The sequence below is a fragment of the Ensifer sp. EB106-03-01-XG145 genome, assembly GCF_058792075.1.
This window is the reverse complement of the sequence record NZ_JBYTEC010000031.1, coordinates 1-21,024: the sequence shown is the minus strand read 5'-3', so window position 1 is coordinate 21,024 and position 21,024 is coordinate 1. Positions and strand designations below refer to the sequence as shown.

Genomic DNA, 21,024 nt, shown 5'->3' with positions numbered 1-21,024 from the left:
ATTGAAGCGGCGGGCTTTCCCCCTCACATTCTCGTTAAGTTCAATTTTAGCGAGATAGCCATGACCACAACAGACAATACCGTCGTCGCCTTTCCGACGAAGCCTGAAGAGCCAGCTCCGAGCAGTTTCGAGAAGATCTGGGGCAAGAAGGTGAAGAGCCATGGCTATGCAGCCATCCCGACGATCCTCATCCGCTCCCAGCATCGCCTTGGGATCAACAGCACGCAGTTCTGCCTGCTGATGCATCTGCTCGACCTGTTCTGGTCGCCGGATCGCCCGCCCTTCCCTACCAAGCAGCAGCTTGCCGATCGCATCGGTATCAAGCCCTCCAGCATCAAGCCCAATATGAAGGCCCTGGAGCAGGCAGGACTCATCCAGCGTGTCCAGCACAAGACCGCGGCTGGTGATTGGGGAGCCAACACCTACCACCTCGACGGGCTCATTCAGCGCATCAAGGACCTGGAGTCGGACTTTGATCTGGAGAAGAAGAAGAGGCAGGCAGAGAGGAAGAGGGTAGAGACCCCCAAGGGTAAGCGCCCCAAGGAGTGAGGGTCCCCTAGAAACGAATTACCCCGGCCGCATGCCTAGGGCAGAGACGGTACCGGGGTTTACGAAGACAGATATATACAGGGGTGGGGGAGAAATCAACCCCATTGGGTACATGGCTATAGACGACGATAGACCCTTCCCGGGCATAGAGGACACCCTGTCAGCCGACAGGTTCGGCACCTATCTTGGATGGGCAGGAGGAGACCGCAACAAGGCTGTCGTCCTCTATACCCTCAATACCCTGTTGAGCGAGAGCCTGTACTCGCCCCTTCATATGCTTGAGGTGGCGCTGCGAAACCGCATCCACCAGGTGATGAGCGCGGCCCACAGCGACACCTGGTTCGACATGCCGGAACATCAGGCAAACCCCATACAGGCCGATATGATCGCAAAGGCTCGTAAGGAACTCGCAGAACAGGGCAAGGATGACACAGCCGCGCGTATCGTGGCGGCCCTCACCTTCGGTTTCTGGACTGCGATGCTCGGCAAGGAATATGAAAACCTGTGGCAGACGACGCTGAAAGACATCGCCAGGCGCGAAGATGGCAAAGGTCTGCGGCGCAAGGATTTCACGAAATCCCTTGGAGCGATCCGCACCCTCCGCAACCGCCTTGCCCATCATGAAACCGTGCTGCATTGGGATTTGCGCAAACACCACAATAACATCATGCAGCTAACCGGCTGGCTGTCGCCCGTCGCCGCCGATTGGTGCAGGGCATGCGGCCGTTTCGAGAGCCTCTATCCCGCGGAAGGAGTGGTGCTGGTGTTCAATGCCGTGCAACAGGAGCAGGCGGTTTGACGTGAATCGTACTTTCGTATTGTGGCGCCTACCATATATCGGTGTTCCAGAACGCCAGAATAGACATAGGTAGCCCGGAAGCTGGTCGGAATCACCCTGCCCAAAAATCCGTAGCGAGGCACCCACCCTCTCGCTGTGGGTGAACCGCTGGCGAAAATTCGCAGCTAACAGTTTTATCAGTTGCAGAATCACGTCGAATCGTCATTTCATGTAACACATGGTTCAGATCGATCGCACAGTTAGCCGTGAAAGAGTGTCCGCCCATCGGGAGCGTTTGCGCGCGGCCGGGCGGACATATGTCAGTACCGATCTGCCCACGGATCTCGTGGACTGTCTTGATAAAATCAAGACAGAGCGAGGCCTGCCATCTCGAGCGCAGTTGTTCGAGCAAGTTTTGAGAGAGTTTGTTGAAAATGAAATGAGGGCATAACGAAAAAACCCCTCACCGCTGGTAACGGCTAGGGGTTTTCGGTCAGTTAAGACGTCGGCTTTTGGGGCCGCAGAGCTTTCAAGTCCCAAGATAACCGAGCGTTCACGAGCCTGCAAGGGGTATCCCTTGTCGGAACGATGAATCTTTGTCCGCTGTCCACAGTCATGCCCGCCCATGGACGGAGGCTGAACAGGACCATGTTTGAACAGATCGGGGCGGCGCTCGCAGGAGCGCCGAACGGACGGGCACCTACGCCTGTCCGAAGGCAGAGCCGTGCGCTCGGCCGATGCGAAGCCGTCTTCTGGCGGCGAACGAACCGCGAGGAGGTGCAACGCATTCTCCTCGCTGCCAAACGTTATGAGAGGATCGAGCGTCAGCCAGGATCGCGAAGTGGTCCGCTCGGCTCCGTTGCGATCGAGGTGCTGGAATTCTTTGTCAATCTCGTGGATTACAAGACCGGCCGGCTCGAACCGTCGATCGACACCTTGATGCTCCGGCTTCGCCGTTCCCGTGACGCCATCGTGCGGGCGCTGAAGAGCCTTCGAACCCATGGTTTTCTCGATTGGCTGCGGCGCTACGAGCCGACGGGTAATCTGGGCAGAGGTCCACAGGTCCAGCAAGCCAGCAATGCCTATCGCCTTTCCCTGCCGGAACGCGCCAAGCGGTTCCTGGGGAGGTTCGGCATAGCCCCTCCCCTTCCCGACGATCATGCCCAGGCGCAAGCCGCCCGCATGGCCGTCATCGAGGAACACCGGGCAAGCCTAGCCCTCGACGAGCTGGCCCTGTTTGATGTGGGCGACAATCCCCTTGGGCAGGCCCTCGCTCGACTTGGAAAGTCGATCAAACAACGCGAGTCCGCCAGACAGACTGAATCCCAATCTGGTCCTATAATCTATAGACTAGAATAAGCGGTCGCCGCTGTTCGGACCGCTCACGCGGCCCTGCGGCGGTTCCGACCCGCGCGAAGTGCGGGCCGGCGGGGCACCATCATAGCAAAAATCGCAACATCCGCGAACGCGGAGAGTCCAGTACGGGCTTTTGAATGAAGAAGGGGGTAAAGCCGTTGCCAGAATGGCGGAGTTGTGCAAATATTAGATAAACGCATCGATTTTATCAGAAGGGATTGCCATGCAGCCGGATACTATCGATGGCAAAGCCGTCAAAAGCCTCGCGATCGCTCACGCACTCAATGGCGCCGTCGTTTTTGGCCAGCCGGGCGGCTTTGCGGTTCTTGTAAAATATGGGGCGAATGAAAGAGCGGTTGCCGCTCAAAGGTCCCGCCGGATGCGCATTTGGCGGAATCTGAACACGGCCGCCGCTTATGTTCGCGACGAGCTCGGGCTTGCGCGGTTCGAAATCGACATGACCGAACATGATCCGGCCGCCGTAGAGCGGAGGCGGCCCGACACGGCGGAACGCCAGCGCCAGCTACATGAGGCCGGCGAACACGACGCCTGGTTCCGAAGCCAGGTGCGAAAGGCGATGGATGGTATTGAGGATGGCTCGAACCGTGCAATCCCCGAGGAAGAATGGGCGGAAAAGTCGCGGCTGAAGCGGGCCGGCCTACAGCGTCGTATCGGCGCGCAGGATCGTTGAATAGATGCGGATCATCAGGCGTGACTCTTATGCCATCGATCTCGACCGGATCGTTGATCACATTGCCTTGGACAATCCTTCGGCAGCTCTCGATATATGGGATGAAATCGAGCGCCAGGTCGAACGGTTGCGTGATTTTCCTCGCTCCGGCCGCATTGGACGAATGCCGGAAACAAGGGAACTGGTGGTGTCCGGAACGCCGTATATAGTCGTCTATCTGCTTTCCGACGACGTCGAGGTAATTCACGTCCTGCATGGCGCGCAGCAATGGCCGCCTGAGAACTAGATCCCGGCTTTGCGCATCAGCTCGTCCAGGGCTTCACCGTAGGAAAAGCCAGTCTCGTTGCAATATTGCTTGAAGCGGTTGATGACGTCTATCGGCGCCCGAACAAACGCTTGATCTAGCGGTTCGCTTGCTTTTCGCACGCGCTTTATGCGTTGGACTGGTTCCCGACTTTGAAAGCCGGCCCGGTCGGCTGCGCGATCGGCTGCTTGCTGTTCCTTCATCGTATCGGTCTTCTCCGCCTGTCGCGGGGCAAAGCCCGATAAATCCAGCTTGTTTGTTTTCCCAAATCCGAGATCGCTTGACATCAGGCAGCCCTCTCCGTCGAACTCGATCGCAACAGTTCCAGAATTTCTGCCGTGAGCTGGATTGCGTTTTCTACAGCCGCATCAAGGCCATTGACCTTAAGCGGGTCTAGTTCGAAGAGGCTCAGGCGCTCCATGAACATCGCGTTATAGGCCTCACGCCTGTAGAGATGTGTATTCAATACCGGAAGATCATTCGTTCGCATCTGATCCGAGATTTCTCGCTCGATCCGCCGGGTAAATGGCGGCGGGCTGGTTCGGTTGAATGCAAGTGTGAAGTTTAACCGCCGCCCGATGTCCTCTTCGCTCTCTCGAACCAGGCCGACAGCGCGCGCAGCTTGCTTCGCATCCAGTGCGCTTCCTCCGAGAGGGATAAGTGTAAGGTCTGCCCGAATAATTGCCCTGGATGCAAGGCGGCTGGCCGTTCCTTCAAGATCTACGAACACAAACTGCGCTTCCGCAGCCGCGGTGTTGATCAAGTCTCGGATATTCGCTTCCGTGGCATCGCTGACAACCTTGATTGGAAGCTTACTTTCTCCAGATCGCCAATCTGTGATCGGTTTATTCGGGTCTGCGTCGATGATCACAACGGACCCCCCTTGCTGAGCAAGGGTCGATGCGACTGACAGGATGGTTGTCGATTTTCCAGCTCCGCCTTTTGGGTTGGCTGCGCATATCACGGGCATCGAAATACTCCTCGGTAACTTAGGAGACTTCTAGCATGCAATCATGAACGCTTTCTGAATGCAAGCATGAATGATATCAAACATGCTTGCTATATGATGGCTATCAAAAAAGATATCACAATAGATATCTGAATCGGAATGTTAGTGGCGATCGATTTTGAGAGGTAGCGGCCACGACGCGCTAGCGCCGGGGCCGACTGGTGTCAATCTTGAGAAGATCGGCCAGAATTAAGCGCAGTTCCGGCCATGGCGTTTCCGACAGACACGCGCCTGGATCCTGCGTCTCGATGACAGAGTGCAATTTGGCGGTGACGCCGGCGATCGACTGAGCGGGTGTGCTCCATAAAGCCTCAACCAATGTCGCTTCCGTGTCCACCATCTCCGTTTCCGCTTTATAGGCGAGGGTATATCCAATCTGCGCATCAGCAGCCTTCCATGCCCTACGACGAGCCGACAACTCGGCCTTAGCCTGCTTCCTGGATCCGCTCATTTCAGTTCCGGACAGCAAGCGATCTATCTCCTTGTTGGTGGTCACGGAGACTGTTCCGTTTTTGCCGGGAATTCGAAGTTCCACCTGCGGGAAGCTGCCAATCATTGTCAGCAGCTTGGTTTCGAGCTTCTGTTGCCGGAGGCATAGTACATACCGGCATCTGTGGGCTGCGCTCCATTCTCGCCAAAGCAATATTGCAGGGTCACTATGGGCTCCATCTGAATCAGAGGTAGCCATGTCCGACGGGGGTGGTGCGGCCGAGGCTGTCAGAGACGTCACGGCGACTGACAGCAGGTTTCGGCGCGTGATTGATGACGAAGTTTCAATATTCCTAGAATCAACCACGATCCGGTCCCCCATCAACTTGCTTGAGATCGGCAAGGATGGAACGGAGCTCCGGCCATGAAGGTTCTTCAAGCGGCGCAGCGCTGGATGCAAGCCTTTTCGCCATGCGGCGACAGGCGTTTTCATTTCGATGAAGGAATGAAGCTTTGCGGCAGCACCGGTGACCGACTGCGCAGGCGTGTTCCAAAGAGCTTTAGCTAGTTTCAAGCGGAGGTCGCACGCCTCTTTTTCCATTCCGACGGCGAGACTGTAGCCTATGCGTTCATCTGCTTCGTCCCATTCGAGGTGCCGCGCAGCTAACCGGTCCCTAGCTGCCGCGTAGGCCTCCGCCATCTCCGGCCGTCCGCCGAGAAAATCGTCAATCTCTTCGGCAGTAGAGGCGCAGAACGTCGCCCTCTGAGAGGGAAGATGGATTTCTATTTCGTGACCATCGGTCAAGCCGTATAGCTTTGTTCCAAGGTCCCACTGCAGATGGTACGCCTTTACATAGCTTTCATGTGCCGTCACCCATTCGCGCCAGAGTAATAACGTCGGATCATCGGTGCGTTTGCCAGCCAGATCGTTGAAAGGCGCGCCAAGGGAAGGGCTCGCAGCCAAGGCCGGCAGGGATATCACCGCAGCTGATAAGATATTGCGGCGAGTAATTGAGGGTAAAGTTCTGCTATTCTCAGAATCAGCCATGATCCAAGCTCCAGATAGCTAGGTTGTGGTTAGGTCGAGCGGATCGGTTGCAACGATTTGCTCGGCCGTCTGCAACAAGGCAGATCGGCATATTCTAGGTATGAAATCAGGGCGGATCAATCAAATTCGCCTGTAATAGGCGATTTTACATGTTACCAGTTCAGTGTCGGATGGCGCGTGCAGCTCTTGGCTTAAAGATCGCGGAACTCGCGGAACTGGCAAAAATGTCCACCAACACGATTGTCCGTTTTGAAACAGGCAAGGAACTTAAACAGTCGACAATCGACGATCTCCGCCTTGTGTTGGAAAACGCCGGTATAATTTTCATCCCTGAAAACGGGGATGGTCCTGGCATACGCTTGAAGAAACCTGCGTCGCGAAATTAAAAAGATGACTTGGCGGACATGCGACGCAGTCGCTCCGACCGGAGGCGAACGCTCTTTCGATTGAGCTGTAGAGAGCCGGAGGGCCGCCAGTGACATTGCCCCGGTGCGTCAGTGCCGGGACCGGTTTTCTTTGGCTACAGCCGTTTCGGGTCGGGATATTCGGTGGATCGCGGCGACGGTTTCCTGCAGGGCTCTCACACGCTCGATGAGCCAGGCCAGTTCCTCGTCGGTGATTTCGTAGTGCGGCGAATAGCGGGCATCGACATAGGCGCGATCGAGGCGGGTAAAGCAGCGCTTGGCGAAACGGCTTTCGCGCGGCCACACGTCGATGAGCTGCGGGGCGATGCGCTCGGCCTGGGATCGTAGGAAGGTCAGCCGATGGGATTTGGGGCTGTAGAGCGCCACCACAAGCAAGGTGCAATGGTAGAGCCGTTCGGCGGATTGATGCAGCAGGAATGCCGCTTCGTTTCGGAAGTCGTCACCGATTGCGACCGTCGCAAGTTTCAGGAAGCGCTCCGCACTCGGAAACCAGTGGTCGAAATGTCGCCGTGCCTCGGCGCGGGCTTCATCGGGAGCGAGGGTCTTGGGAGAGGCCAGGGGATAGCCGGGGGCTTCATAGAGCACGATCCCGTCGCGGGCGATGTCGACGAAGAAGGGGCGGCCTTGGGTGAGTTGGTCGTTGAGGTCCTGATAGGTGTGGACGATGAAATTGACCGGCGTGGAGAGCCTGCGGGTGATGGCCAGTTCCTGCAAGAAGCGTTCCGCCGCCTTTTCCCAGGATTCGTGCTGCTCGCCAAAGCTCTCGTAATTGACGACGACGAGAAGGTCATAGTCGGAGCGATAGCCGCTCTTGCGATCCTCGACCCAATCGCCGCGCGCATGGGAGCCGAACAGGATGAGCTTGAGGATGCGGCCGCGCTTTCCCTTGTCGGAGAGCTTGGTTTTCAGGGCATCCTCGAATTCATCGAACAGGATTTGCGCCGCGCGTTGCAATTCGCGGCGCTTGTGGTCGGGCAGATGGGCGAGCTGGTCGTTCTCATGGCGTGGCCCTTCAATGCACCGTCGGTTTGGGCAAGGGTAGCATTTTCACGGTGTTGTTTATGACCTTGCGGAGCTTTCGCCAATCGGGGAGGTCTCGTTCATTCACCCGCTCCTGCAAAGCCGTCAGTATCCAACCGACGCAGGCTATGTCGTCTGCCGCTCTGTAGGCATCTGAGCGCTCGAAGCAGGCGACGATACGGGCATCGCCATTGTCCTTCGGGATTCTGGCTGCCAGTTCCTGGGCTTGCCTGTAGGCCAAAGCGATACGTTGGCGCTCCTCCGGCCCGCTTTGGGTGACCATGCCGATGGTCCAGATCAGTGTTTTTCCCATAGCTTCGGTTTCATCTTCATCATTCATGCCGGATCGAACGCCCCTTTGAACTCCGGATCAGCATAATAGGCGAGCTTGCCGGCGACGATCGGCCGTTGCCCGGCGAGGAATAGCAATTGGCCGTGTTGCGGCAGATTGCGAACCTCGTCCGGTGTGAGCAATGGGCGAGCGGTGTGTTGCTGGCTGTAGGAGATGCCAGACTTTTCGGAATCGAGGGCGCGAGCCATGGTCTGGAATACGACGGTCTCTTGCCCGAGCAGATCGGAGACGAGGCGGGCGCTGTCGTGATCGTTGACGCCGAACACCTGCAGTACGCCGGCGTTTGAGAGGAAGGTGCCGGCACGCTGCCCATATGTGGCGCGGAGCTGGTGGACGTCCTGCAGGATGGGCCAGAGCTGGACGCCGTAGCCGGCCATGAGGCCCATGGCGCGTTCGACGGGGGCCAGGTGGCCGAGAGATGCGAATTCATCCAGCAGGTAGAGGACGGGCATTTCCGGCTTCACCGGATCGCGCGCCATGTCGAGCAGGCTTTGCGTAACGAGCAGACGCAGCCAGCGCGAATAGGTCGAGAGCCGATCGGGCGGCAGGACGAGGAACACCGACACGTTGCGGCGCTTGAGATCGGCAAAGCGGAAATCCGAACGGCCGAGAACTGCCGTCATGCGCGGACTGTCGAGGAAATGGGTATGGCGTTGCGCAGCGGAGAGAACGCCGGCGGCTTCGCGATCGGACTTGCCGAGGTGGCGGTTCGCCGCTCTGGCAATCAGCCCACCGGCCTCGTCCATATCCTGCATGCGCTTCATCAGGGCGGCGAAGCGTTCGGGCGCGAGGGTGAGATATTCGCGGAGCGTGCCGAGGTGACGGCGGCTCGGAGACTCGACGGCAACGATTTTGAGGATCAGGCCGCCGACGAGGGCCTTCGCTTCCTCGTTCCAATGGGCCTCACCGGCCATGCCCGGTTCGTCGAACACGAGGGCGTCGGCCAGGGTGCTGGCGTCTTCCGCGACATCGAGGCCGGCTGGGTCGAGGGTGTCGAGCGGATTGAACGCGGCCGAGGGCATGCCGGTGACGCCGAAGGGATCGAGGACATGGACCGGACCGAAAGACTGGCGAGCGCGGCCGGAGATCCTGGCATTCTCTCCCTTGGGGTCGATGCAGATCACGGAGCGGTCGGCGGTGAGCAGGTTGGGAATGATGGTTCCCACGCCCTTGCCGGTGCGCGTCGGCGCCATGGTGAGCAGATGGGCCGGGCCGTCATAGCGCATGATCTTTCCGGTCTTGCCGTTGCGGCCGATCAGCAGGCCGGACTCGGATTGGGAGAGGGGAGCAACTTCCTTGTGGGTGGCGAAGCGGGCCGAGCCGTGGGTGTCGTCGGCCATGTCCCCGAAATGGACGATCAGAGGATTGGTGATGAAGCGGAAGGCGAGTGCGGCCAACACCAGCAGCGTGACGAGATCGAGCGCGACGAACGGAATGCTGCCGGGACCGAAGCCCATTTGCTGGAGGAAGAACCGGCCACCGAAGCCGACCACGAATAGTGCGATGATGAGAAAAAACAGAACGCCGAGGAGGGGCTTCCAGATTCGGAACGGCGCTGACAAAAGAGCGACGAAAGCCCATAGGGGATCACGCGCGGCGGCCTGCATCATGTTCTTGAACGCGGCCCATGCAAGTCTGGTCTGGATCATGAGGCGGCCTCCGTGCTGCTGCTGTTCTCCGCTGCGCCGGCCGGCGCTGTCCCGAGCAAATCGGCAAAGAGCGCCTTGTCATTGTCGCGAGTGAGGAAGCCGGGCAGTTCGCGGCGCAACCAGTCGCCCAGGCGCTTGGTGAATTCCGGATCGTTGGCGTTTTCCAGGCGATGCAGGACGAGTGCGCCTAGTAGCACCTTTCGCCGGGTATCGTTGGCGCGTTCCTGTTTGCCGAGCCGCGCCTTTAGCGCCGATCGCTGTGCATCCAGTTCGGCCAAGCGTTGTTCGATCGTCTTTTTCGCCATCGCAGATCTCTCCGTTAAATTCCATTCTTCAAGCGGATCGGCTGCACCCGCAGCCGATCCGTGCGCTGCTTAGCCCCGCACGGCGACCCAAGCGCCGATAGCGGAAGCGATTGCTCCGATCACCGTGAAAACCGTACTGATAGTCGCGCCGTTGATTTGTCCCGTTCTTAGCATTGTGCTGAAGCGTTCCAGCCCAATCTGACAGACCGAAGCGACCGAGACCATAGCCATCAGTGACAACACCGAAGCCCAGATTGCTAGCGACCCTGGATGATCGATCCATGGCATGCTTTTCAAGTGCGGATAAGACCAGAAACCAATCGCAATAGCAGCTGCAATGATAATTGTGAGCATTATTCTTTCGATGAAGGTACGCATTATATTTCCTTGTCTTAACGTTCCATTCATAAATTTGACATCGAGAATTCAATCGACGCAATGCCTAATTTCACTGAGCGCGAAGCGCATACCGGAAATGCAGAGAGCGTAGCGAACGAATTTACAAAGGGCGCACTTACGACTTGCTGCGCAAGTCAGTGCTTGATATCCTCCTTTGAGTTCGGAGAATGCGTGTTTGGCGATCTACCATCTCAGCGCAAAGCCTATTTCGCGGTCTTCTGGCCGTAGCGCTGTGGCATCAGCGGCTTACCGTTGTGCAGTTCGCTTGACCAATGAGCGCGATGGCCTTGTGCATGACTTCACCCGCAAAGAGGGCATAGAGCATTCTGAGATCGTGCTGCCGGAAGGCGTTTCGGCGGATTGGGCTCTGGATCGTTCGGCTTTGTGGAATGCGGCCGAGTTTGCCGAAAATCGCAAAGACGCCCGTGTCGCCCGCGAATTCGAGATTGCCCTTCCGCATGAACTATCGGCGGAGAGGCGGTTGGAGGCGGCGCGAATCTTCGCGCAGGATTTGGCGAACCGCTATGGCGCAGTGGTGGATTTTGCAATCCATGCGCCACATGAGCAGGGTGACATCCGGAACTACCATGCGCATGTGATGATGACGACGCGGCAGGTTGGTGAATTCGGCCTGGGCGAGAAAACCTATCTTGAGCACAAGAATGCGCGGCTGTTGTCGAATGGCATGCCGACGACCGACATGCAGCTCCGCGACATCAGGCAATCATGGGAGAGCATCGCCAATAGCCAGCTTCAGCGTGAGGGACTGGATATCCGGATCGATCATCGCTCGCATGCGGAACGCGGACTTGAGCTTTCGCCGACCGAGCATATGGGGGTGCATGCCTCGCAGATGGAGCGCAAGGGCATGGAGGTTGATCGGGCGCGGCTGGACGGTGAGGCGGCGAAGCGCAATGCCGAGCTGATCCGGGAAAAGCCGGAACAGGTTCTGACCCTCATTACCAATGAGAAAAGCGTGTTCGACCGGCACGACATCGCCAAGACTTTGCATCGCTATATCAACGATGACGCGCAGGCGTATCAGAATGCGTTTGCGGCTGTCATGGCCTCGCCGGCGCTGGTGCAGCTTCAGGCCGAGTGCGTCGATCAGGACACGGGCGAGGTTTCGAAGGCGCGCTATTCGACGCGGGAAATGGTCGAGGTCGAAAGCGCCATGGCCGAGCGGGCTGTGAGGATGGGGAATGCCCGAAGCCATGGCGTTGCGCGTCATCATGTCGAGCAAGCGGTAGGGAGGCAGGACGAGGCGATCCGCTCAACCATGGCTGCAAGCCTATCCCCAGGAAATGGGGATGGTGAAAAAGATTTCGGCGGAAAACGGATAGAGGCGGGTCTTTCGGACGAGCAGCGGCGGGCGATCGAACATATCACCGGGCCGGAACGGATCGCCGCTGTCATTGGCTTTGCCGGCGCCGGCAAGTCCACCATGCTTGCAGCGGCGCGCGAGGCGTGGGAGGCGCAGGGCTACAAGGTGCATGGGGCGGCGTTGGCCGGGAAGGCGGCCGAGGGGCTGGAGGAATCTTCCGGCATCCAAAGTCGGACTCTGGCATCGTGGTCCCGAGGTTGGGATAACGATCGCAACACGATCGGCCGCGGCGACGTGTTTGTGATCGACGAGGCCGGCATGGTGGGAAGCCGGCAGCTCGCCCGCTTCATCGGAGAAGCCGAGCAGCGTGGGGCGAAGATTGTTCTTGTCGGGGATCATGAGCAGCTACAGGCGATCGGGGCCGGCGCACCGTTCAGGGCCATTGCCGAGCAGATCGGTCATGCCGGGCTTTCCGACATTCGCCGCCAGCGCCAGGACTGGCAGCGGGAGGCGTCGGTTTCCTTCGCGACTCACAAGACGGCCGAGGGGTTGGCTGCCTATCGGGATCATGGCGACATTCATTTTGCGGCCGGCCAGGGCGAGGCGCGGGCCGAGATTGTGCGGGATTACCTTACCGATCGCGAGCAGCGTCCGGACGGAACCCGGGTTGCCATGGCGCATCGCCGTGCCGATGTACGGGCGCTCAATGCCGCTATTCGTTCCGAGCTTCAGGAACGGGGAGCACTCGCCAAGGGCGACGAAGCGGGGGAACTGTCTTTCCAAACCAATGACGGCAAGCGGGAGTTTGCACCGGGCGACCGGATCGTGTTCCTTGAGAACAGCCGCGACCTGGGCGTGAAAAACGGCATGCTTGGCACCGTGGAGCATGTCGAGGCCGGAAGACCGGGTGCCGGCCCCAGGATCAAAGTGCTGCTCGACGGCCGAGGTGGCGATAGCGTCAGTATTCCGATGGATTCCTATCAGGCGATCGACCACGGCTATGCGACGACCATCCACAAGAACCAGGGGGCGACGGTCGATCGCGCATATGTGTTGGCGTCCACCACCATGGACCGGCATCTAACCTATGTCGCCATGACCCGGCATCGCGACGGCGCGCAGCTCTATGCGGCGCAAGACGAGTTCACCAATGCCGGCCGCCTCGTGGAGCATGGGGCCGCCCCCTATGAGCACAATCCGGAGGCGCGCGAGAGCTATTTCGTGACCCTGGAAGATGACAAGGGCGGTCAGCGCACGGTGTGGGGCGTCGATCTCAAGCGCGCCCTGCAGGCAGCTCAGCCCGCGATCGGAGACAGGATCGGTCTGCAGCATGAAGGGGCCACTTTCGTCACGCTTCCGGACGGAACGCAGACCGAGCGCAATTCCTGGCGCGTCGTGGAGGGCGGCGAGCTGGCTTACCAGCAACTCGAAAGCCGCCTGTCGCGTTCTGGCGCGAAGGAAACCACGCTGGATTATGTCAGGGATTTTGCCGAGCGGCGGGGAATCGCGGAGCGTTTCGGCGTCAGTAGCGAGATCGAGGTTGATCGTGCTGCAATGCAGCGTCAGGATCAACGCTCCCCTGCGGCCCATCTCGCACTGGAGAATCAGGACCGGCTTGCGGTCGAGACAGGCGTTCATGATGAGCGACTTCGATTGCGGGCCGGCCCTGAGCGCGGTCGCGAAGATACTACCCAGGATAATCCCGGGCGGGATCTTGGCGGCGATCGACAGCGCCAGCGGCTTGCCGAGAAGCCCGAGCCACTTGTGCCGGCGATCACGCGCCATGATCGCAGCATCGAGGATGTTGCCCGCGAAAAGGCGATGCAGGTATTCGAGCAGCGATTTGAAGCCGTGGAGTCGGTGGCACGGCGTGTCTTCCGCGATCCGGCCGAGGTCTCCAGCCGGCTGAAGGCTGCCATCATCGAGAAGGAAGGCAACGGCAACGTGATAGCGAAGACCATGACCGAGCAGCCCGAGCGGTTCGGAGACCTTCGCGGCAAATCTGGCCTGCTTGGTGACAATAGGGAGCGGAAAGCCGCCCTGCATTATGCGAAAGCGGTTGCGGCGCACATCGGCAGTTCTGCTGAAGGGTGGGAGTGGCGTCTAGGGGAGGAGCGGAAATCGGAGCAGTGGCAGCGCGAAAAACGCGATACGGTCGAGGTTCCCGGCCTCTCGCCGCGTAGCGCCGAAATCATCGCCCAAGTCGAAAAGACGCCGACCGAGAAACGCGGTCAGTTCATCGGTGAGCTACGATTGACTCCTGACGGTCAGGCCGCACTTGAAGAAGCCAAGCGGGTTGCCAATGCGCTCACGCAACGGTTCGGCCATTCCGATCCTCGTAACTTCGCCAAAGAGCTCGAGCAACGCCCGGAGCTTGCAAATCTGGCCGAGCAGATCAAGACCATTGCCCGCATGGTGGAACGCACGCGCATGGCCGAGCTGACCCATGACCATACCCTGAAACAGCAACTCACCCGGTCGCAGGGGCTTGGATTGAGCCGATAGGCGGGATCATGGTCGCGAACACTATGAGACCGGCCGAGGACCGGATTTACGTGCTGGCGATAGAGCATGTGCCGAGCGGTTGCCGATCGATGGTTGGGCCGACAAGGTGACAGAGCTGCGGGAATTCCGCACGTACGGATCTGTGCGGGGGCGCTCAGCGAGCGATGAGCGTCCCTACAGCGAACCCTCTCGTCAAGCGGCGAGCGCTTCAAGGATCGGGCATTTCCGGCACGTCTTCACCAGAGCATTGCGAGATCATTGTGACGAGCACCGCTTCAATGCGCTGGAGGTCGGCAATCTTGGCGCGAACCTCGGCTAGATGCGGTTCGGTCCGGCGCTGCACCTCCGCGCAGGTCTGGCTTCTGCAATCGACAAGATGAAGCAGGCCGCGGACCTCGTCGATGCCAAAGCCGAGTTCGCGCGCCCTGAGGATGAAGAGCAGGCGGCGGACGTCGGTTTCGTCATAGATGCGATAACCGCTTGCGCTGCGCGGCGGGTCGGGCAGCAGGCCGATCTTCTCGTAATAGCGGATGGTCTCCAGATGGCAGCCGGTCGCACGGGCCAATTGGTGGCGCTGCAGACCCTTGGCGGAAAGAAGAGAATTCATGGCAAAAATACCTCTTGAGTCTGCACTCACTACAGGGGCTATGTTGTCATTTAGAAACCGAGAATGGTTTGCGATGAACAAAAATTGGCAGCGAGACATTGAATTCTTCGAAAGCGGCCGCCGATCCGGATCGGCGCGAGGGCGGGCTGGCAGCGATAAGCATTATCGGCGCATTTCTGACATCGGCCTGTTGCATCGTCCCGCTGCTCCTGGTGACACTTGGTGTGTCGGGCGCGTGGATCGGCAGCCTGACGATGCTCGAACCCTATAAGCCCTATATCGCGGCGGCGACGCTCGTGCCGCTCGGGTTTGGCTTCTGGCAGGTCTATTTTAAAGCCCAAAGCCGCGTGCGAGCCGAGTTCCTATTGCGCCCGCCCGCGCTCCGCCATCATTACCAAGACCGCGCTTTGGCTGGCAACGTTCCTGATCGTGCTTGCCAGCACCATCGGCTGGTGGGCGCCGCTGTTCTATTGAAACAAGGAGATAACCACGTGAAACACCTGTCGAAACGCTTGGTCGCGGCGGCGGCTCTTGGCCTCAGTGGTACAATTGCGCTGCCGGTAACCGCTCCGGCGTTTGCCCAATCCGCGTCGGAACTGGCCACCGTCAAGGAACTGACGCAGACCTTCGCAATCGAGAACATGTATTGTGCCCTCTGTCCGATCACCGTGCGCAAGGCCGTGGAAGGCGTTACGGGCGTGAAGTCGGTCAGGGTGGATTTCGAGGCCCAGACGGCGACGGTTGTCTATGACCCGTCTGCCGCGACGGTCGCGGCCATTGCCGCTGCTTCCACCAATGTTGGCTATCCTGCCAACCCGATCGGGAGTTGAGTCGGTGCCTGACCGGTCCATGCTTGGCGTCGGAGTGGCTGGCGTCTTGATCGCGGCGCTGTGCTGTCTGGCGCCGATCCTGCTGGTGGCGGCAGGTGTGATCGGCGTGGGAGCGCTCACAACAGCGGTCTACGGTCTGGCGCCAATTCTCATCATCATCGCTGCTGCAGCCGGTTACCTGCTGTGGCGGCATCGTTCACACATCGATACCAGGAAACATTAGGAGATTTTCATGTCTGACTGCTGTGCGCCCCAAAAAGGCAATGGCCGCTACGATCTTGCGGTGATCGGTGCCGGTTCGGCCGGGTTCTCGGCCGCAATCACGGCCTCTGAGCAGGGGGCGAATGTCGCCCTGATCGGCCACGGCACGATCGGCGGCACCTGTGTCAATGTCGGCTGCGTACCGTCGAAGACGATGATCCGCGCTGCCGAGGCGCTGCATGGTGCACGCGCCGCGCATCGCTTTCCCGGTCTTGCCGGGGAAGCCAACGTCGCTGACTGGGGCCGTTTGGTCGCCGCCAAGGACGACCTGGTGACCACGCTCAGGCAGAAGAAATATGTCGACCTTCTGCCGCAATACAACGGCGTCGCCTATCTGGAAGGGAAAGCGCGCCTGAATGGGCAGGGCGTGATTGTGAACGGCGATCCGATCATGGCTGGCAAGATCATCATTGCTACCGGATCATCGCCGGCCCTGCCGGACATTCCCGGCATTGGGGATGTGCCTTACCTCACCAGCACGACCGCGCTCGAGCTTTCCGAGCTGCCGCGTTCGCTGCTGGTGATCGGCGGTGGCTATATCGGCTGTGAACTGGCGCAGATGTTCGCCCGTGCCGGGGCGGAAGTGACACTTGTAACCCGCCGCCGCCTGTTGCCGGAAGCCGAGCCGGAAATCTCCGCAGCATTGACCGGTTATCTTCGCGACGAGGGCATTACCGTACTGACCGGCCTCTCCTATCGCCGGATAGCGCCCACGGACCGCGGTGTCGAACTGACGGTCGCCATCGACGGAGCGGACGAAGTGATCGCGGCCGAGCAGGTGCTTTTGACCACTGGGCGGTCCCCGAACACCGGCGGTCTTGGCCTTGCCGAGGCGGGAGTTAAGCTATGCGGCAATGGCGGCGTCTTGGTTGATGAGCGGATGCGCACCTCAAAGCCTGGCGTCTATGCGGCAGGCGATGTCACCGGTCGCGACCAGTTCGTCTATATGGCAGCCTATGGCGCCAAGCTCGCTGCCCAAAACGCACTGAACGGTGACAGCCTTGTCTATGACAATGCGGCCATGCCGTGGGTGACGTTCACCGATCCGCAGGTCGCGGGCGTCGGCCTGACCGAACAGGCGGCTCGCGACGCCGGCTTCGAGACCAAGACTTCGATCGTATCTCTTGACCAGGTGCCGAGGGCGCTGGCCGCGCGAGACACGCGCGGCCTTATCAAACTTGTTGCCGACACCAAAAGCGACCGATTGCTTGGTGGACAGATCCTCGCGCCTGAGGGCGCCGACAGCATCCAGACGATGGTTTTGGCCATAAAGCACGGCATGACGGCGAAGGCGCTCGGCGAGACGATCTTCCCTTATCTCACCACGGTCGAAGGGTTGAAATTGGCGGCGCAGGGCTTCGGCAAGGACGTGGCGAAGCTGTCATGCTGCGCCGGATAGGAGGCTTCGATGGAACCTTCGAACGGATACGGTCTTGCGGGATTGCTCGCGGCTAAGATCGTCTGCTGCGGCGCGATTGTACTGGCAGCAACAGGCGCGATCAGCTTTGCCGGCCTTGCCAGTTGGCTGGTCGGCGGCGGCTACTTCTGGCTGGCAGCGGCCGTCTTGGCCATTGTCGGAATCTACTTGTGGCGGCACCGCGCGCGGGCAAATGGCAAGACCGACGGCAAAGGCCCCGTCGGTCAACCCATATACGGTCGGCGCAAGTAGTTCTGCTCAAAAGCGTCGCCGGATGTCATGTTGAGAAGGGTAGTAGTGCAGGCAGGGCGTTGCAAACCTTGCTGTGGGGGTTAGGTTTTTTGTCAGGGGGGAAAAGTAGTCTTTTAGGAGAGGAGAATTGCATGAGCGATAACAAAAGCTTCGATCTGATCGTGATCGGAGGTGGGACGGGTGGGAATGGTGTCGCCCGGATGGCCGCTGACGCTGGCTGGAAGGTCGCCAGCATCGACGCCCTTCCTTTCGGCGGCACCTGTGCATTGCGAGGCTGCGATCCCAAAAAGATGCTGATCGCCGTGACCGAGGGCATTGACTGGGCCCGCAACTTGAGCGGCAAGGGGCTGGAAGCACAGACATCCGTCGATTGGGCGGACATGATCGCCTTCAAGCGCACGTTCACCGACGCGATGCCTGGTCGCATCGAGGGCGGCCTGGAGAAAGCCGGTATCACCGTGTTGCATGGCGAGGCGCGCTTCACCGGGCGAGACAAGATCGAGGTGAATGGCGAGATCTTGTCGTCCCGGAACTTTCATATCGCCACCGGCGCTCGACCAATGACGCTGAATATCCCCGGCGAGGAGTTGCTGGCGACTAGCACCGACTTTCTCGAGCTGCCCGAACGGCCGGACCGGGTCGTGTTCGTCGGCGGCGGATTCATTGCGATGGAATTTGCCCATATCTCCAAACGCGCAGGGGCGCGGGAAGTCACGGTTCTGGAGATGATGGAGCGGCCGCTGGGCAATTTCGACCCCGACCTGGTCGGTATCCTTTCCGAGGCGACCGCCGATCTGGGGATTGACCTGCGGACCGAGGCCAAGGTTCTGAAGATCGAGAAAGACGGGTCGGATTTCACCGTTACCTATGAGACGCCGGAGGGAAAGCAGGCAATCAATTGTGATCTGGTGGTTCATGCCACCGGGCGCGTGCCCAACATCGAGCATCTCAACCTGGAGGCCGCGGGCGTGGAATACGGCCGCAAAGGCATCAAGGTCAGCCCCTACATGCGGACCACCAACCCCGCCATTTTTGCGGCCGGCGACTGTGCCGACAGCGGGCCTAATCTGACCCCGGTTTCGGCCAACGAAGGCCGGATTGCAGGAAAGAACCTGCTCGCAGGAAAGGATGAGCGCGCGGTCATTTATCCGCCGATCCCAAGCGTTGTCTTCACGCTGCCGCAGCTTGCCTCGGTCGGCCTGTCCGAAGCCGCAGCACGCGACAAGGGGCTGGCCTTTGACACGCAGTTCGAAAAGACCGCCGGCTGGTATTCGTCGCTGCGGGTCGGGGCGCGCTACAGCGCCTACAAGGTTCTGGTCGAGAACGGGACGGGGCATATTCTTGGTGCACATCTGATCGGCCCCGGAGCGGAGGAACAAATCAATCTCTTTGCCATGGCTATGGGCGCAGGGCTGACCGCAAACAGGATCAAGGGCATCATCTTCGCCTATCCCAGCTATGCCTCGGACATCAGTTCGATGGTGTAGCTGAAGCGGCAAGGCTGGCAGTTCGATTGCGGGCGTCTCTGAAAACGCTCGACGCGACGGGGCGCAGAGTTTGGGAGGCGCCCCACCGGCAGACACACGATCGTTTCGAACGGCCAACGGCCTTACCATCGAGGACAGCATGAGCAAAGGAATGTCTCCCAGTCAGCGATTCCCGACGGTCGAGCGTCTTTGCCCTGCCCGTCCAGCAGGATTACGCCCATGACCAAGCGCCGGGTCTGTGACTGCGAAGCACCCTACGGCGAACCGGGCATGCATCTCGGTCGCCTCGCACTCGGTCTCTCCGACAGCGCCGCTTCGTCGACTGACGCGCGTGCGGTGATCCGCGATATCGGACGATTGCTGTCCGCGACGACGCTTCGCGTCTATCGCATCTTTGTGAGCGCGCAGCCGTTGCATCCGGCCTTCCGTGCCCGGACCTATCTCTGGCTTGCCGACGACGACAGAGTTCGTGTCATCGATTGGCCGCATGGTCTGAAGAACCGACCGGGCTATCTCGCTTCCCCGGATCATCATGTGCACACAACTCGCACGGAGCTCCGCGTTCCTTGCCTTCAGGAGGTCCGAGCGTTTCGGTGCGACCTCTACGGCGAACTTAGGGCTGACGGCTTTACCGACTATCTTATCGTTCCGCTGCGCTTTGGTGACGGCACGGTCAACACTCTGTCCATCGCTACACGCCAGCCGAGCGGCTTTCCGGAGATGGCTTTGGAGGGTTTTCGGCGGCTGGTCGGTCTTCTGACCGTGATACTGGAGCGCCTGGTCGCGCTCGAAAACATCGATATCACGCTGAGGACCTATCTCGGCCAGCATACCAGCACGGAGGTCATGCATGGCAAAATCCTGGCCGGGCATGGGGAGCTGGTGGATGCAGCAATTCTGTTTGCCGATCTTCGAGAGTTCACCAAGCTCGCCGCGCATTTGGAGCCTTCTGAAACGGTCCGTCTCCTCAACGATTATTTCAACTGCCTTGTCGCCCCGATCGAGCAGAATGGCGGCCACGTGCTCAAATTCATCGGCGACGCCATTTTGGCGTTCTTTCCAGTCGATGACGCCAGCTTGCCCGAGCCGCATCCGCTCGATGCCGTCGCCGCCATTCGTCAGCGGCTCGACACGCTCAACCGCGCGCGCGCGAGCCGGAATGAGCCACCGCTACGGCATGGCCTGTGCCTGCATTACGGGAAGGTCCTGTATGGCAACATCGGCTCGAGCGAGCGTATGGACTTCACCATCATCGGTGATCCCGTCAACACCGCCGCCCGGTGTCTGGAGGAAACGCGCGTGCTTGAAACCGACTACCTCGGAACCGAAGCGTTCGTCGCACGCTTTCGTCCGCAACATTCCACCCTTATTGGACAGCGCTGGTTGAGGGGGATTGCCGAGCCGATCACCCTACATGCGCTCACCGCGCCAGCTGAGGGCGGCAACGAGACGGTAGCGGGGCCTCCGGCACCCCGCGGAGCGTCGGGCGATCCGGCCCCGTAACGATCCGGCGATAGAAGCAACTCGCCCGACCGGTATGGCAACATCCGCCGTCACCGCCAACGCGCACCTTGAGCCATACCGCGTCCTGGTCACAATCGACGCGCAGTTCCTCGACCTGCTGGACTTGCCCGCTCGTCGCGCCTTTATGCCAAAGACATTGGCGGGACCGGCTCCAATACCAGGCCTGACCGGTCTCGATGGTCTTTTCCAACGCCTCCGCATTCATCCACGCCAGCATTAGCACCGCACCGTTCGCCGCATCCGTGGCGATTGCAGGAATGAGCCCATCCGCGTTGAATTGCGGCGTCAGAGTGGAGTTTTCCTCGATCGTTTCCGCGAGGTCCGTGGCTGGCGTGGTCATGGGCAAGGGGATATCTCCGAGTGTACGGGGTATTTCGCGATTGGAGTGTGCTGGCTCAAAGGATGGTTGGTGGTTGGCGGCCGCCAGGCCGTGCTTTGGGCTCGTCACATGTGCATGTCGGGGAGGCATCTTCCCGACGAGATGAAGCCCGGCGCCAGCGCAT

24 protein-coding genes are annotated in these 21,024 nt (G+C 59.8%); 13 read left to right on the top strand and 11 right to left on the bottom strand.

Going from position 1 to position 21,024, the window contains the following annotated elements:
• The first annotated feature begins 60 nt into the window (after positions 1 to 60).
• The 3 genes from AC3WWH_RS31990 (at position 61) to AC3WWH_RS31980 (ending at position 2,686) form a co-directional block, all read left to right on the top strand.
• Entirely contained in the window at positions 61 to 549 is a 489-nt protein-coding gene (locus AC3WWH_RS31990; RefSeq protein ID WP_492377503.1) for a helix-turn-helix domain-containing protein, read from the top strand.
• Positions 550 to 661: 112 nt separating this feature from the next.
• Positions 662 to 1,348 (top strand): Abi family protein, encoded by a 687-nt coding sequence (locus tag AC3WWH_RS31985; protein ID WP_492377525.1) that lies wholly within the window; start codon positions 662 to 664, stop codon positions 1,346 to 1,348.
• Between the two features lie 627 nt (positions 1,349 to 1,975).
• Complete coding sequence (locus tag AC3WWH_RS31980) at positions 1,976 to 2,686, top strand: helix-turn-helix domain-containing protein (protein ID WP_492377502.1); 711 nt, start codon at positions 1,976 to 1,978, stop codon at positions 2,684 to 2,686.
• 205 nt (positions 2,687 to 2,891) lie between these two features.
• On the opposite strand, the gene AC3WWH_RS31975 is transcribed toward AC3WWH_RS31980, so the two are convergent.
• Positions 2,892 to 3,152 carry a hypothetical protein gene (locus tag AC3WWH_RS31975; RefSeq protein WP_492377501.1) on the bottom strand — a complete coding sequence of 87 codons (261 nt, stop codon included), beginning with the start codon at positions 3,150 to 3,152 and terminating at the stop codon, positions 2,892 to 2,894.
• On the opposite strand from AC3WWH_RS31975, the gene AC3WWH_RS31970 reads away from it, so the two are divergent.
• The gene (locus tag AC3WWH_RS31970; protein WP_492377500.1) at positions 3,141 to 3,374 is read left to right on the top strand and encodes a hypothetical protein; all 234 of its coding nucleotides are present in this window, start codon (positions 3,141 to 3,143) and stop codon (positions 3,372 to 3,374) included. The two genes, AC3WWH_RS31975 and AC3WWH_RS31970, sit on opposite strands and share 12 nt — an antisense overlap.
• A 4-nt stretch (positions 3,375 to 3,378) precedes the next feature.
• The gene (locus AC3WWH_RS31965; protein ID WP_492377499.1) at positions 3,379 to 3,660 is read left to right on the top strand and encodes a type II toxin-antitoxin system RelE/ParE family toxin; all 282 of its coding nucleotides are present in this window, start codon (positions 3,379 to 3,381) and stop codon (positions 3,658 to 3,660) included.
• On the opposite strand, the gene AC3WWH_RS31960 is transcribed toward AC3WWH_RS31965, so the two are convergent.
• The 3 genes from AC3WWH_RS31960 to AC3WWH_RS31950 all read right to left on the bottom strand — a co-directional run bounded on the left by AC3WWH_RS31960 (position 3,657) and on the right by AC3WWH_RS31950 (position 6,164).
• Positions 3,657 to 3,965 (bottom strand): hypothetical protein, encoded by a 309-nt coding sequence (locus AC3WWH_RS31960; RefSeq protein WP_492377498.1) that lies wholly within the window; start codon positions 3,963 to 3,965, stop codon positions 3,657 to 3,659. The two genes, AC3WWH_RS31965 and AC3WWH_RS31960, sit on opposite strands and share 4 nt — an antisense overlap.
• Complete coding sequence (locus AC3WWH_RS31955; protein WP_014341989.1) at positions 3,965 to 4,648, bottom strand: nucleotide-binding protein; 684 nt, start codon at positions 4,646 to 4,648, stop codon at positions 3,965 to 3,967. Before AC3WWH_RS31955 ends, AC3WWH_RS31960 begins: the two co-directional genes overlap by 1 nt.
• A 181-nt stretch (positions 4,649 to 4,829) precedes the next feature.
• The gene (locus AC3WWH_RS31950) at positions 4,830 to 6,164 is read right to left on the bottom strand and encodes a hypothetical protein (protein ID WP_492377497.1); all 1,335 of its coding nucleotides are present in this window, start codon (positions 6,162 to 6,164) and stop codon (positions 4,830 to 4,832) included.
• A 149-nt stretch (positions 6,165 to 6,313) separates the two neighbouring features.
• Between AC3WWH_RS31950 and AC3WWH_RS31945 the strand changes: the two genes are divergently transcribed.
• Positions 6,314 to 6,550, top strand: a complete 237-nt coding sequence (locus tag AC3WWH_RS31945; protein WP_492377496.1) for a helix-turn-helix domain-containing protein — start codon at positions 6,314 to 6,316, stop codon at positions 6,548 to 6,550.
• 108 nt (positions 6,551 to 6,658) lie between these two features.
• Here the strand turns inward: AC3WWH_RS31945 and AC3WWH_RS31940 are convergent, their stop codons facing one another.
• The 5 genes from AC3WWH_RS31940 to AC3WWH_RS31920 form a co-directional block, all read right to left on the bottom strand.
• On the bottom strand, positions 6,659 to 7,543 hold the full coding sequence (locus tag AC3WWH_RS31940; RefSeq protein WP_492377495.1) for a HEPN domain-containing protein: 885 nt from the start codon (positions 7,541 to 7,543) through the stop codon (positions 6,659 to 6,661).
• Positions 7,544 to 7,601: 58 nt separating this feature from the next.
• Positions 7,602 to 7,949: a hypothetical protein gene (locus tag AC3WWH_RS31935; protein WP_492377494.1), complete on the bottom strand. Its 348-nt coding sequence runs from the start codon at positions 7,947 to 7,949 to the stop codon at positions 7,602 to 7,604.
• A complete protein-coding gene (locus AC3WWH_RS31930; RefSeq protein WP_492377493.1) occupies positions 7,946 to 9,610 on the bottom strand; it encodes a type IV secretory system conjugative DNA transfer family protein in 1,665 nt (554 codons plus the stop codon). Before AC3WWH_RS31930 ends, AC3WWH_RS31935 begins: the two co-directional genes overlap by 4 nt.
• Positions 9,607 to 9,915, bottom strand: a complete 309-nt coding sequence (locus AC3WWH_RS31925; RefSeq protein ID WP_492377492.1) for a mobilization protein — start codon at positions 9,913 to 9,915, stop codon at positions 9,607 to 9,609. The genes AC3WWH_RS31930 and AC3WWH_RS31925 overlap by 4 nt, the downstream gene beginning before the upstream one ends.
• A gap of 69 nt (positions 9,916 to 9,984) precedes the next feature.
• Positions 9,985 to 10,293 (bottom strand): hypothetical protein, encoded by a 309-nt coding sequence (locus AC3WWH_RS31920; protein ID WP_492377491.1) that lies wholly within the window; start codon positions 10,291 to 10,293, stop codon positions 9,985 to 9,987.
• Positions 10,294 to 10,489: 196 nt separating this feature from the next.
• On the opposite strand from AC3WWH_RS31920, the gene traA reads away from it, so the two are divergent.
• Positions 10,490 to 14,143, top strand: a complete 3,654-nt coding sequence (gene traA, locus AC3WWH_RS31915) for a Ti-type conjugative transfer relaxase TraA (protein ID WP_492377490.1) — start codon at positions 10,490 to 10,492, stop codon at positions 14,141 to 14,143.
• A gap of 208 nt (positions 14,144 to 14,351) precedes the next feature.
• Here the strand turns inward: traA and AC3WWH_RS31910 are convergent, their stop codons facing one another.
• Positions 14,352 to 14,750: a MerR family transcriptional regulator gene (locus tag AC3WWH_RS31910; protein ID WP_492377489.1), complete on the bottom strand. Its 399-nt coding sequence runs from the start codon at positions 14,748 to 14,750 to the stop codon at positions 14,352 to 14,354.
• Between the two features lie 98 nt (positions 14,751 to 14,848).
• Between AC3WWH_RS31910 and AC3WWH_RS31905 the strand changes: the two genes are divergently transcribed.
• The 6 genes from AC3WWH_RS31905 (at position 14,849) to AC3WWH_RS31880 (ending at position 20,500) form a co-directional block, all read left to right on the top strand.
• A complete protein-coding gene (locus AC3WWH_RS31905; protein ID WP_492377488.1) occupies positions 14,849 to 15,580 on the top strand; it encodes a mercuric transporter MerT family protein in 732 nt (243 codons plus the stop codon).
• Positions 15,581 to 15,584: 4 nt separating this feature from the next.
• Entirely contained in the window at positions 15,585 to 15,803 is a 219-nt protein-coding gene (locus AC3WWH_RS31900; protein ID WP_492377487.1) for a hypothetical protein, read from the top strand.
• Positions 15,804 to 15,812: 9 nt separating this feature from the next.
• Positions 15,813 to 17,240, top strand: a complete 1,428-nt coding sequence (merA, locus tag AC3WWH_RS31895) for a mercury(II) reductase (protein ID WP_492377486.1) — start codon at positions 15,813 to 15,815, stop codon at positions 17,238 to 17,240.
• Between the two features lie 9 nt (positions 17,241 to 17,249).
• On the top strand, positions 17,250 to 17,510 hold the full coding sequence (locus AC3WWH_RS31890; RefSeq protein WP_052642507.1) for a hypothetical protein: 261 nt from the start codon (positions 17,250 to 17,252) through the stop codon (positions 17,508 to 17,510).
• Between the two features lie 131 nt (positions 17,511 to 17,641).
• On the top strand, positions 17,642 to 18,997 hold the full coding sequence (locus AC3WWH_RS31885; RefSeq protein WP_492377485.1) for a dihydrolipoyl dehydrogenase family protein: 1,356 nt from the start codon (positions 17,642 to 17,644) through the stop codon (positions 18,995 to 18,997).
• 336 nt (positions 18,998 to 19,333) lie between these two features.
• Positions 19,334 to 20,500, top strand: coding sequence for an adenylate/guanylate cyclase domain-containing protein (locus tag AC3WWH_RS31880; RefSeq protein WP_492377484.1), 1,167 nt, complete (start codon positions 19,334 to 19,336; stop codon positions 20,498 to 20,500).
• Here AC3WWH_RS31880 and hisI read toward each other — a convergent pair.
• Positions 20,418 to 20,861, bottom strand: a complete 444-nt coding sequence (gene hisI, locus AC3WWH_RS31875) for a phosphoribosyl-AMP cyclohydrolase (RefSeq protein WP_492377483.1) — start codon at positions 20,859 to 20,861, stop codon at positions 20,418 to 20,420. The two genes, AC3WWH_RS31880 and hisI, sit on opposite strands and share 83 nt — an antisense overlap.
• Positions 20,862 to 21,024 lie beyond the last annotated feature (163 nt).

Excerpts from the sequence above, each read along its gene's own strand:
- AC3WWH_RS31990 (WP_492377503.1), top strand. The coding sequence starts at position 61 with ATGACCACAACAGACAATACCGTCGTCGCCTTTCCGACGAAGCCTGAA.
- AC3WWH_RS31985 (WP_492377525.1), top strand. The coding sequence starts at position 662 with ATGGCTATAGACGACGATAGACCCTTCCCGGGCATAGAGGACACCCTG.
- AC3WWH_RS31980 (WP_492377502.1), top strand. The coding sequence starts at position 1,976 with ATGTTTGAACAGATCGGGGCGGCGCTCGCAGGAGCGCCGAACGGACGG.
- AC3WWH_RS31970 (WP_492377500.1), top strand. The coding sequence starts at position 3,141 with ATGACCGAACATGATCCGGCCGCCGTAGAGCGGAGGCGGCCCGACACG.
- AC3WWH_RS31975 (WP_492377501.1), bottom strand. The coding sequence starts at position 3,152 with ATGTTCGGTCATGTCGATTTCGAACCGCGCAAGCCCGAGCTCGTCGCG.
- AC3WWH_RS31965 (WP_492377499.1), top strand. The coding sequence starts at position 3,379 with ATGCGGATCATCAGGCGTGACTCTTATGCCATCGATCTCGACCGGATC.
- AC3WWH_RS31960 (WP_492377498.1), bottom strand. The coding sequence starts at position 3,965 with ATGTCAAGCGATCTCGGATTTGGGAAAACAAACAAGCTGGATTTATCG.
- AC3WWH_RS31955 (WP_014341989.1), bottom strand. The coding sequence starts at position 4,648 with ATGCCCGTGATATGCGCAGCCAACCCAAAAGGCGGAGCTGGAAAATCG.
- AC3WWH_RS31950 (WP_492377497.1), bottom strand. The coding sequence starts at position 6,164 with ATGGCTGATTCTGAGAATAGCAGAACTTTACCCTCAATTACTCGCCGC.
- AC3WWH_RS31945 (WP_492377496.1), top strand. The coding sequence starts at position 6,314 with ATGTTACCAGTTCAGTGTCGGATGGCGCGTGCAGCTCTTGGCTTAAAG.
- AC3WWH_RS31935 (WP_492377494.1), bottom strand. The coding sequence starts at position 7,949 with ATGAATGATGAAGATGAAACCGAAGCTATGGGAAAAACACTGATCTGG.
- AC3WWH_RS31930 (WP_492377493.1), bottom strand. The coding sequence starts at position 9,610 with ATGATCCAGACCAGACTTGCATGGGCCGCGTTCAAGAACATGATGCAG.
- AC3WWH_RS31925 (WP_492377492.1), bottom strand. The coding sequence starts at position 9,915 with ATGGCGAAAAAGACGATCGAACAACGCTTGGCCGAACTGGATGCACAG.
- AC3WWH_RS31920 (WP_492377491.1), bottom strand. The coding sequence starts at position 10,293 with ATGCGTACCTTCATCGAAAGAATAATGCTCACAATTATCATTGCAGCT.
- AC3WWH_RS31910 (WP_492377489.1), bottom strand. The coding sequence starts at position 14,750 with ATGAATTCTCTTCTTTCCGCCAAGGGTCTGCAGCGCCACCAATTGGCC.
- merA (WP_492377486.1), top strand. The coding sequence starts at position 15,813 with ATGTCTGACTGCTGTGCGCCCCAAAAAGGCAATGGCCGCTACGATCTT.
- AC3WWH_RS31890 (WP_052642507.1), top strand. The coding sequence starts at position 17,250 with ATGGAACCTTCGAACGGATACGGTCTTGCGGGATTGCTCGCGGCTAAG.
- AC3WWH_RS31885 (WP_492377485.1), top strand. The coding sequence starts at position 17,642 with ATGAGCGATAACAAAAGCTTCGATCTGATCGTGATCGGAGGTGGGACG.
- hisI (WP_492377483.1), bottom strand. The coding sequence starts at position 20,861 with ATGACCACGCCAGCCACGGACCTCGCGGAAACGATCGAGGAAAACTCC.